General features: G+C 61.0%; 9 protein-coding genes and 1 pseudogene. 7 read left to right on the top strand and 3 right to left on the bottom strand.

Annotated elements, in window-relative coordinates; genetic code table 11:
- Nucleotides 1-95 precede the first annotated feature (95 nt).
- Nucleotides 96-359, bottom strand: a pseudogene (locus tag CYJ10_RS33240) (GTP-binding protein); the annotation flags it as partial.
- 257 nt (nt 360-616) lie between these two features.
- Nucleotides 617-1,141: a DUF3455 domain-containing protein gene (locus CYJ10_RS33235; RefSeq protein WP_257993648.1), complete on the bottom strand. Its 525-nt coding sequence runs from the start codon at nt 1,139-1,141 to the stop codon at nt 617-619.
- A 205-nt stretch (nt 1,142-1,346) separates the two neighbouring features.
- Between CYJ10_RS33235 and CYJ10_RS33230 the strand changes: the two genes are divergently transcribed.
- From CYJ10_RS33230 to CYJ10_RS33200, 7 genes are all read left to right on the top strand, one after another.
- Nucleotides 1,347-1,928, top strand: coding sequence for a DUF1294 domain-containing protein (locus tag CYJ10_RS33230; protein ID WP_101685687.1), 582 nt, complete (start codon nt 1,347-1,349; stop codon nt 1,926-1,928).
- A gap of 67 nt (nt 1,929-1,995) precedes the next feature.
- Nucleotides 1,996-2,403 carry a YggL family protein gene (locus tag CYJ10_RS33225; protein WP_101685686.1) on the top strand — a complete coding sequence of 136 codons (408 nt, stop codon included), beginning with the start codon at nt 1,996-1,998 and terminating at the stop codon, nt 2,401-2,403.
- A gap of 280 nt (nt 2,404-2,683) precedes the next feature.
- Nucleotides 2,684-3,073, top strand: a complete 390-nt coding sequence (locus CYJ10_RS33220; protein WP_101685685.1) for a hypothetical protein — start codon at nt 2,684-2,686, stop codon at nt 3,071-3,073.
- Between the two features lie 130 nt (nt 3,074-3,203).
- Nucleotides 3,204-4,211, top strand: coding sequence for a LacI family DNA-binding transcriptional regulator (locus tag CYJ10_RS33215; RefSeq protein ID WP_101685684.1), 1,008 nt, complete (start codon nt 3,204-3,206; stop codon nt 4,209-4,211).
- Between the two features lie 115 nt (nt 4,212-4,326).
- Entirely contained in the window at nt 4,327-5,661 is a 1,335-nt protein-coding gene (locus tag CYJ10_RS33210) for an FAD-dependent oxidoreductase (RefSeq protein ID WP_101685683.1), read from the top strand.
- Nucleotides 5,658-7,343 carry a dihydroxy-acid dehydratase gene (gene ilvD / locus CYJ10_RS33205; RefSeq protein WP_101685682.1) on the top strand — a complete coding sequence of 562 codons (1,686 nt, stop codon included), beginning with the start codon at nt 5,658-5,660 and terminating at the stop codon, nt 7,341-7,343. Before CYJ10_RS33210 ends, ilvD begins: the two co-directional genes overlap by 4 nt.
- Nucleotides 7,344-7,365: 22 nt before the next feature.
- Nucleotides 7,366-8,340 carry a Bug family tripartite tricarboxylate transporter substrate binding protein gene (locus CYJ10_RS33200; RefSeq protein ID WP_101685681.1) on the top strand — a complete coding sequence of 325 codons (975 nt, stop codon included), beginning with the start codon at nt 7,366-7,368 and terminating at the stop codon, nt 8,338-8,340.
- Nucleotides 8,341-8,397: 57 nt separating this feature from the next.
- Here the strand turns inward: CYJ10_RS33200 and CYJ10_RS33195 are convergent, their stop codons facing one another.
- Entirely contained in the window at nt 8,398-8,814 is a 417-nt protein-coding gene (locus tag CYJ10_RS33195) for a type II toxin-antitoxin system HicB family antitoxin (RefSeq protein WP_101685680.1), read from the bottom strand.
- Nucleotides 8,815-9,287: the final 473 nt, after the last annotated feature.

The raw sequence follows: 9,287 nt of genomic DNA, 5'->3' as shown, positions 1-9,287 counted from the left end.
CCACTCGGGGGCGGAAATCGGCACGGGCATGTCGACGTCGCAGGCCGTGGCCGTGTCGCGCTGGCTGGGGCATGCCGCCACGCAGGTCAATACGTCCCGCAGAAGTCGGGATATCCCGGCGTGTCGAGCAGGTAGATGCGGGCGTCGCGATAATGGAGGTGGGCGATCGCGCTGGTAAGCGAATGCCGATATTTGTGTTCGAGCGGATCGAAATCACAAACTGTTGTGCCGCGCTCGATGCTGCCGGGGTTGTGCAGTGCACCGCCCTTGTGTAGCAGCGATTCGACTAGGGAGGTCTTGCCGCCCCCCGCGTGCCCCAGAAGGGCGATCGTACGAATTGCGTTGGGACTGTAAAGCATGGGCCCCCCGATCCGGCAATGGCTATTCGGTCATTATTGGCGATATAGGCCGCAAACACCATATGCGGCGACGTGCGAGCCAGCCCGTCAAATCCCGCGCCCGCTACCGACGCGCTGCCGATACCCATGCGGCGCCACCAAACGGTGGTGTCTTGTAGAGGAGGTCACATTTATAACGTGACCTTAATGTGCAGCAGAAGGCGCGCGAACTCGGCTGTTGGTGTGGGCCCGGAGAGTTCTGCTTCAGATTCGCAGTGCTATTCGAGGAAGACGTAATCCGCGCGATAGGGCATGCGATTCTCCTGTCCCTCCTGGGTGCACGTTTGCGGGAGTGCCTGGCCGCCTTGTGTATTCAGACGCTGCACGTACCGTGTTCGTGATAGCAGGCCGGGTCCTCCGCTGCTTGTGGCTTGCAATAGCAAGAGGGGAATGCTGTCTGGCGTCTGCGCGTTTGGTAGCTGCCGTAATACCTTACCGGTTATCTTGCTGCCATCAGGCGCTTCCCAGGTCGGCCCCGCATAGTGTTTCACAACGACTTGTCCGAGGTCGTCTGTCAAAGTGGCTTCTGGTGCCACGAGGGTCCATAGCAATTGGCCGTCGTTTGCTCGCTTGCACTGATAATTCTGCGTACCGGCGGCGTGCAGCACAGCGACCGTTCCACGTACATCTGCGGGTTGGAGGTCCGGCGGGGCCGCTATCCTGGAGGTGGCACATGAGGCGAGCACGCCTGACAGGCCCAGTACAGTGAGCCATGCGCCGTCGAAATGCCGGGAAATTGCCATGTTGGCTCCTTGCCTTAGCTCATGGAGGAGGATAGTCCCTTGGGAGGTATGGTGCCAGTTGCCCCCACGCTGTTCATAACGTCCCATCGCTTCCACGTCGACTGCGGCGTTCAGGGTGGCACGATGGCCAATCCCAGTCGACCACACGGGCCGTCGACGCCCTTCGCGTACACTGCACGCCTCCAGCAATACCAACCCAAAGAATATGAAGAAAGCGGGGCGGATCAAATCCTGGCACGCCGATAAGGGTTATGGCTTCATCGACATCCATGCGGACCTCAAGGACGTGTTCTTTCACGCGAGTGCGCTGCGGACACGCGTTGTTCAGCCGAAAGTGGGCGACCGGGTGAGTTTCGAACTCGCCAACGGTAAGGATGGTCGAATGCAGGCGCTCAACGTCTCTATAGCGGGCGTCCCAGAGTCAGGCACTGGCGCCGGAGCGAATTGGTTACCGGCGTTCGTTGGGGTGGTGGCTTTGGCAGCTATAGTCTTGGGTACGCTGGGAGGCTATTTTCCGCGACTCGTTGGCATCGTCAGCGTGATGGCCAGCGTCATCGCTTTCCTCGCGTACGCCGACGACAAGGCTCGGGCAAATCGGAAGGTCTGGCGCATTCCGGAGGCCCATCTGCATTTCGTAGCACTCTGCGGAGGATGGCCAGGCGCACTGGCTGCGCAACACCTCCTTCGGCATAAGAACCGAAAGCAGGCCTTTCAGGCAGTCTTCTGGGCGACCGTGGTGCTGAATATTGGTGCGCTTGCGCTTTGGAAGACAGTGATTGCCCCTTGAGGGACGATGAGAGGGAGCAGGTATCGCTTGCCGGATTAGACGTCTCACTCTTCAAAGGATCGGATTTATGAGCAAACGACGGAACCTTCGCCAGCGGAAGAAGCTGCGCGTGGCCGAATTCCAAGAATTCGGGTTTCTTGTCGCGGCGGAACTCGCTGAAGGACTTGATGCTGAAGCCCGAATCGCCGCTTGCGATGCCTTCATCCGCGATGGCATCGAAGCGAACCAGCTGACTTATGCCGGTGCCATCGTCGATCGCTTGGATGGATTCGTATCTCCGGAGGGCAATCGTAGCTCTTCCACTGAGGAACACCGTCGCATCGTCTTGGACTGGCTGGAGCGCCGCGCTGAATTCCGGGCGGTGTCGGTTGGTCCACTGATGGACGCATGGTACGGCGATTTCACTGCCGTTTTAGCGCGCGTAGCCGACGGCAATCGGGAGTCGGAAGGAGATCAGGCAGCGAGGCAAAGCTAGCCCGCAATAAGGGGGCAAAGCGAGGTGTTTTTCAGCGATGCCCGTAGTCTGCGACCCGATCAGGGTCATCGTCGTACGCCGGCGCGATCGGTGTGCGTCATGTTGCTGCGGCCAGCTATCCTGGGATCGTGCTTGTTGTCGATCGTCAGTCGCGTATTAGTGGCATGTAGCCTTGCGTGGGCTTTCAGGAAGTCTGCCTCGCTGAGCAGCGGAGCGTTCTGGAAGTACACCGAACGGAGTCTGGTAGATTACGAACGTTTTCGATCAAAGAACCAATCCGATGGCCACACAGGAAAGCCTTCAGATCTTCGGCAATCGGTACTTGCTGTGCCTGCGTGCCGAGGCCGGTCAGACCAGTTTCGTTGAGATTGAGTCCGATGGCGATGCACCAAACGAAACGATCCTTGTCCCGTCCATTGATGAGTACGGCTTGCCCAGCGTAGAGGGGAATCCTCCCAACATGGAAGCCTTGCGCAGGCTGGCCGAACTTCACGGCCGATACTGTCTCACGCTGCTCCTGCTGGCGCGCGGCGACGCTTTAGACGAGCTGGGCGATCGATACGGATATGCCCAACTTTCGGATGGGGGGACCTTCGACGCGCTACGGGTACTGAAGTGCGCCGACGAAGACGGCGTCCTCGCTGACCTTGTCGCCTCTTTGTGCCATTGAACCTCAAGAAAGATGCGCCTGTACACCGACCGGCGGCTCAATAGGGGCGCTCGCCGTCTTTGGCCGAATTGGTCGTGATGATTGCTAGAATCACGGTCGCTATTCACATCGCGACGGAAAACACCGCAACATGAGCAAAAGGCTTACCAGTATCGATATCGCGCGACTGGCCGGAGTGTCCCAGACCACGGTATCTCGCGTGCTGCAGGATTTGCCGTCGGTGAAGCCGGAAACGAAGGCGCGCGTCCTGAAGGTCATCCAGGACCAGGAATATTCCCCGAGCGCAGCTGCGCGACAAATGAAGACCCGCCGCAGCGGCACCGTCGCGGTCGTGGTTGCCAGTCTGTCCAACCCGTTGTATCCGCTGCTGCTGCAACTCATGGTGGAGCGGTTGGCCAGCCGGGGTTTTCGGACGACCGTCTGGGAGGTCGACGGGAAAATGGACGATGCCACTGTGCGTGCGCTGGCCGAAAGCGCGACGGATGGCGTCATCTTCGCCGCGGCATTGGATGAATCCCGGGAGATGCTCAGCCGCGTCGCGGCCGAGAAACCCATCATCCTGATCAACCGCTCCGTCGGAGCCGATCTTTTTGACACGATCGTCAGCGACAACCATGCCGGTGGCCGGCGGGTCGCCGAGTATTTCCTGTCGTCCGGCCGGACCTGTATCGGCCTGATTTCCGCTACGTCGAGCCGGGGGTCCAAGGCGAGCACGATTCGCGAGCGCGAACGTGGATTTATCGAAGGACTGGGTGATCTGGTGCAAAGCCGGAACTTTGTGCGCGCCGATGCGACTGACTTTGGCTACGAGTATGGGATGCGGGCAATGCAGACATTGCTCGCCGAACGTCCGGACCTGGATGCCGTGTTCTGCACCAACGACATCGTGGCCATCGGTGTGCTGGACGCGGCTAGGCGCACCGGCAAGAAAGTCCCTGACGATCTCTGGGTCGTCGGCTACGACGACATTCCGATGGCGCGGTGGGATTGCATTAGCTTGAGCACGGTGCAACAGCCGTTGCCTGCAATGGTCGAGCAAGTCGTAGACCGGCTGGAGCGGCGCATGGTCGCGCCTGACCTCCCGCCGCACACCTTTGTGCTGCCAAACGATCTCGTGCTGCGCCGCACAACGTCCTGACGTTGGCAACGACGTTTTTTTCTATACAATGACTACGTAACCAAATTGCAGTCGAGCAGAAAAACGCGCGATCGTGCTCGGGTTGAGAGGCATCGCGCATTTATTTGGAGATAAAATGACTACGTATTCATGTGGGGTGGTCCCGGAGCCAGCTCGTTCCACAACGGTCTACCGTTCGGCGGACGTCTGCGTGGTTGGCGGTGGTGCAGCCGGCGTGGCGGCCGCGGTGTCAGCCGCGCGCGCCGGGGCCAAGGTATTGCTGCTCGAGCGCGAAGGCTTCCTGGGCGGCACGCTGACGTCGGTCAGCCTGGGCAGCATTTGCGGCTTGTACGCCGTCACCCAGACGCAGGTTCAGCAGATCGTCGGCGGCTTCTGCAACGAGGTCATCGAGCGGCTGCGAGGGCTCGATGGCCTTGGCGAGCCGACCCGTTGGCTAGAGACCGCTTCGCTGCCTTACGACTTGTTCGCGATGAAGGTCGCTCTCGATCAGCTTGTTCAGGAAGCCCGGGTGGAGGTGCTGTTCCATGCCATGTTCGTGGGTGTGTCGATGCACGAAGGGGACGTCGATGCGGTGTTCATCGAGACCAAGGAAGGGCGCCTTGCCATCCGCGCCAAGGCGTTCATCGACTGCTCGGGGGATGCCGATCTCGTAAATTTTGCTGGTGCGCCGTGTGACATATCGGAAGGCGACCTGCAGTTTCCGACCACCATGGTGCGATTCGGCGGCGTGGATACCGATTCGCTGGCCACCCTGAGTCGTCCCGCGCTGCGTGAGCGGCTCGAGCAGGCGGTCGAAGATGGGTATGAACTGCCGCGTACTGCCGGCGGCGTCTTCGCGGAGCGTCCAGGGCTTGCGCACCTGAACATCACGAAGGTCGCGGTGGACGGCAAGTCGCCCAACCCGTTCGACCTGAGTGTGATGTCTCGCGCCGAGATCGCTGGGCGAGAGCAGGTCTGTACGTACTTGAAGGCGTTCCGCAAGTATGTCCCCGGATTCGCCTCGGCGTTTGTCATGGATACGGGTGCCGTCATTGGCATCCGTGAAAGTCGCCGCACCATCGGCAGCTATGTCCTGACCGATCAGGATGTTCTGGAGGGCGCACGCTTTGATGACGTGATCGCATGCTGTGCGTGGCCAATGGAGGATCACGCTGCCGGCCGTGCCACCAAGTGGATCTGGCTCCCGCCGGGTACGTATTTCCAGATCCCTCTACGTTCGTTGCTGCTGGAAGGTTTCGACAACCTGATGGTGGCCGGCCGGTGCGCATCGGCTACGCACGGCGCGCAGGCCTCGATCCGCGTGACTGCCCAGTGCTTCGCGATGGGTGAAGCCGCCGGTCACGCAGCTGCGATGGCCGTGGCGCGTGGATGCAGCGTCCACCGTGTACCCGCCGCCGACATCCAGCAGGTGCTGGCAAACAATGGTGCCTTTCTTGGAGCCCCGCAATGACTTCCCCGAAATATCGAAGCAATTTTGTCCCAGGTACCACGCGATGGGCGCTGCGCAAAGCTCAGTGGCAAGCACTGGGGTTGAGCGACGCAGACCTCGAGAAGCCGAAGATCGCCGTGGTGAATACGTCCTCGGAGCTATCAAGCTGCTTTAGCCATCTGGATGGGGTGTCCGCACATGTCAAGGCAGCCATCCGCGCGGCGGGCGGCGTACCTTTCGAGGTCCGCACCGCGGCGCCCAGCGATTTCATTACCAGCGCGGGCAAACAGGGTCGCTATATTCTGCCGTCGCGCGACCTGATCGTGAACGATATCGAAGTGCAGGTAGAAGGGGCGCAGCTCGACGGCATGGTCTGTCTGGCATCCTGTGACAAGACCACTCCCGGCCAGATGATGGCCGCCGCGCGGCTGGACATCCCGACGCTCGTGGTGATCTGCGGCTACCAGGCTAGCGGTCAATACAAGGGCGAACACGTTGATATCGAAGACGTCTTCGAGAAAGTGGGCATGCATGTCACCGGTCAACTCTCATTCGAGGACCTGGACGGGATGTGCAAGCGCGCCGTCCGCAGCCCAGGGGTGTGTGCCGGGCTAGGCACGGCGAACTCGATGCACATCGTCTGTGAGGCACTGGGCCTGACACTGCCGGGTGCCAGTCCCGTGTTGGCGAACTCTCCAGCGATGGTCGATCAGGCGCGGGCAGCAGGCGCGCGCATCGTCGAGATGGTCAACGAAGGGCTGACGCCGCGGCGCATCCTGACGCCAGCTGCCTTCCGTAACGCGGTGCGGGTCGCGTTGGCGCTGTCCACGTCTATCAATGTGCTGCGCCACCTGCAAGGTGTTGCGGAAGAGGCCGGAACCGACGTGGATCTCTACGATTTGTTCGATCGACTGGGGCGCGAGGTGCCGCTGCTGGCAACGGTCAAGCCCAATGGGCCGCACCGCACAGAGGAACTCGAAGCGGCGGGCGGCACGTTGGCCACGATTGCGCGCCTGGCGCCGATGATCGAGCAATCTTGTCTGACGGTGTCGGGCAAAACGTGGCAAACCATTCTCGATGGTTACGACGCCCCATCGCCATCCATTCTGCGCACGCTCGACGACCCTGTCTCGACCAAGCCGTCTTTGGTCATTCTCAAGGGCTCGCTGGCACCGGAGGGCAGTATCTTGAAGCTGGGCAACGCGGGCGAGAAGGCAGAGAGCTTTCGCGGCAAGGCCATGGTGTTCCATTCCCAGGAAGAAGCGATCGCTGCGTTGGCCGACGGCCGGATCACGGCCGGCACCGTCGCGTGCCTGCGGGGCATGGGGCCGATCGGCGGCCCGGGCATGGCCCTGGCATCGTCGTTCGTCGCGGCCGTCGAGGGGGCTGGCTTCAATGGCAAGGTTGCCGTCGTGACGGATGGGCAGTTGTCGGGCCTGAACCGGGGCGTGGCTGTGGGGCAGATTTGCCCGGAGGCCGCCGCCGGCGGGCCGCTGGCGCTGGTCAAAGATGGCGATGACATCGAAATTGACATCCCAGGCCGGCAGATCAACCTACTGATCGAGGAGAGCGAGATGGCCGCACGCCGTGCCCACGCGACGCCCATCTCGGGCGCCATGGAGCAGGGCTGGCTGAATATCTATAGCAAGACGGTAAAGCCGCTGGCCAGAGGTGCCGTCCTGATCCCCATTCAACCCCGATAATCAAGACTTGGAGGAGACACTCATGAAAACACTATTCAACCTTTCCTGGCGCGTGATGATCGGTGCGGCAGCGTTAGCCTCTGGCGCGGCCATGGCCGCGTATCCGGATAAACCAGTGCGCATCGTTGTGCCCTATCCGCCGGGTGGCGCATCCGACACCACGGCCCGCGTACTGAGCCAAAAACTGAAGGAAGTCACCGGCGGCACGTTCGTCGTGGAGAACCGGCCTGGCGCGAATGGGAACATTGCGGCGGAACTGGTGGCCAAGTCACCCGCCGATGGGTACACGCTACTGATGGCAAACGTTGGACCCAATGCCATCAGCCAGACCATCTATCCGCACCTGAACTACGACGTCAACAAGAGCTTCGCACCCATTGGGCAGACCACCACTGTACCGATCGTCCTGGTGGCGGGGCCAAAGGTCCGTGCCACCGACATTAAGGGCCTGGTCGCCGAGGTGAAGGCGAACCCAGGCAAGTACACCTTCGCGTCTGCCGGGAATGGCTCTTCCAACCACTTGGTTGGCGAAATGTTCAAATCGGGATTGAAGCTCGACATGATGCACGTGCCGTACAAAGGCGATGGGCCGGCCATGACGGATGTGATGGCTGGTCAGGTTTCGATGATGTTCACGACCGCCGTCGCAGCACGCCCGTATGTGACGGGAGGCAAGCTCAAGCTGATGGCTGTGGCCAGCAAGAAACGGGTACCGGCGTTCCCGGACGCCCCGACGATTGACGAGTCGGTGCTAACGGGGTTCGACGCATCTTCCTGGGGCGGCCTCGTCGCGCCGGCTGGCACCTCCCCGGAAATCGTCAAGCAGCTGAATACGGCCCTGACCAAAGTGCTCGCCATGCCGGAGGTGAAAAGCAAGCTGGCAACGCTTGGCGCTGAAGTGGTAGCAACCCGCCCGGAAGAGTTCGCCGGCTACATCCGGAGCGAAACGGACAAGTGGGGTGCCGTCGCGAAGTCGGCGAATGTAGTGGCGGAATAGCGCCGAATAACCTGAAAAAAGCCGGCCACCTCGCCGGTTTCGTCGAGACGTGGTGCGTCAGCTCACGCGGAACTCCAGATGCTTGTCTAGTGCCTGGAATGCGGCGGCGATGGTGTCGATCTTGGTCGCATGGCTGAGATCGACCACGCGCTGCACTTCCTGCGGGCGGCATTGCATGCGGCGGGCCAGCTCGGCCTGTGTTACGCGCTGTGCCAGCATCTCATTCAAGAGTAGAACTTTGGCGGTGACGCTCGCCGGCAGGTCGACCAACTGCTCGCCCGCCTCGGCGGTCGACGGCAACGGGACAGATCGTCCATCTTCAAAATAAAACTCCATGGCGGTAGCCAGTGCATCCGCCGCATTTTTTAGGGTCTCGGCCATATCGTCGCCTTGCGTGATGGCTTCAGGAATGTCGCGGAAGGTCACGGTAAAACCGCCTTCCTCTGCGGGGGTAAAGATTGCGGGATAGCGCATACGTGCCTCAGTGCGTGGTGCGTAAACTTCAGTGGCGAGGGCTGGACCCCGACACCAGAGCTCAGATTCGAAAGCGGTTCCGGTGAACGCGAAACTCCGTCGTTGATGTACGAACTATAAACAAAAATGCTTATAATGTAAGCAAAAATGTTTATGGCTGGGGTGGTCGGAAAAGCGTTGTGCTGGCACCGCGCCAGGGCGCGCGAGTAGAGCCAGTCGAACTGATCGAGTAGAGCCTGCACGGACAATAGGTCAACGGCCTTGCCATGGTCCAGTACTTCGCTTGGCGGCGTGTCGCCCACACGCTTGCGGCGTGTGTAGGCGATTGCTGTCACGACGGTGATGGCCAGTGCAACTGCGGTTGGCATCAGTGCTTCGCGCGCGTGGCTTCGATCTGATCGTCGACCCACTGCAACACCTGTTCCTCGACCCGGCCGCTCGCGCGGACGAGCTTAATCGGGAGGGGAATGCGT

The organism is Cupriavidus pauculus, from assembly GCF_002858765.1.
Classification (GTDB): Bacteria; Pseudomonadota; Gammaproteobacteria; order Burkholderiales; family Burkholderiaceae; genus Cupriavidus; species Cupriavidus pauculus_B.
Note: the sequence above shows the minus strand (reverse complement) of the source record. Positions and strands in the feature narration are given on the sequence as shown.

What these genes read in the sequence shown, in the direction of transcription:
- CYJ10_RS33235 (WP_257993648.1), bottom strand. Translation starts at nt 1,141, where the DNA reads ATGGCAATTTCCCGGCATTTCGACGGCGCATGGCTCACTGTACTGGGC.
- CYJ10_RS33230 (WP_101685687.1), top strand. Translation starts at nt 1,347, where the DNA reads ATGAAGAAAGCGGGGCGGATCAAATCCTGGCACGCCGATAAGGGTTAT.
- CYJ10_RS33225 (WP_101685686.1), top strand. Translation starts at nt 1,996, where the DNA reads ATGAGCAAACGACGGAACCTTCGCCAGCGGAAGAAGCTGCGCGTGGCC.
- CYJ10_RS33220 (WP_101685685.1), top strand. Translation starts at nt 2,684, where the DNA reads ATGGCCACACAGGAAAGCCTTCAGATCTTCGGCAATCGGTACTTGCTG.
- CYJ10_RS33215 (WP_101685684.1), top strand. Translation starts at nt 3,204, where the DNA reads ATGAGCAAAAGGCTTACCAGTATCGATATCGCGCGACTGGCCGGAGTG.
- CYJ10_RS33210 (WP_101685683.1), top strand. Translation starts at nt 4,327, where the DNA reads ATGACTACGTATTCATGTGGGGTGGTCCCGGAGCCAGCTCGTTCCACA.
- ilvD (WP_101685682.1), top strand. Translation starts at nt 5,658, where the DNA reads ATGACTTCCCCGAAATATCGAAGCAATTTTGTCCCAGGTACCACGCGA.
- CYJ10_RS33200 (WP_101685681.1), top strand. Translation starts at nt 7,366, where the DNA reads ATGAAAACACTATTCAACCTTTCCTGGCGCGTGATGATCGGTGCGGCA.
- CYJ10_RS33195 (WP_101685680.1), bottom strand. Translation starts at nt 8,814, where the DNA reads ATGCGCTATCCCGCAATCTTTACCCCCGCAGAGGAAGGCGGTTTTACC.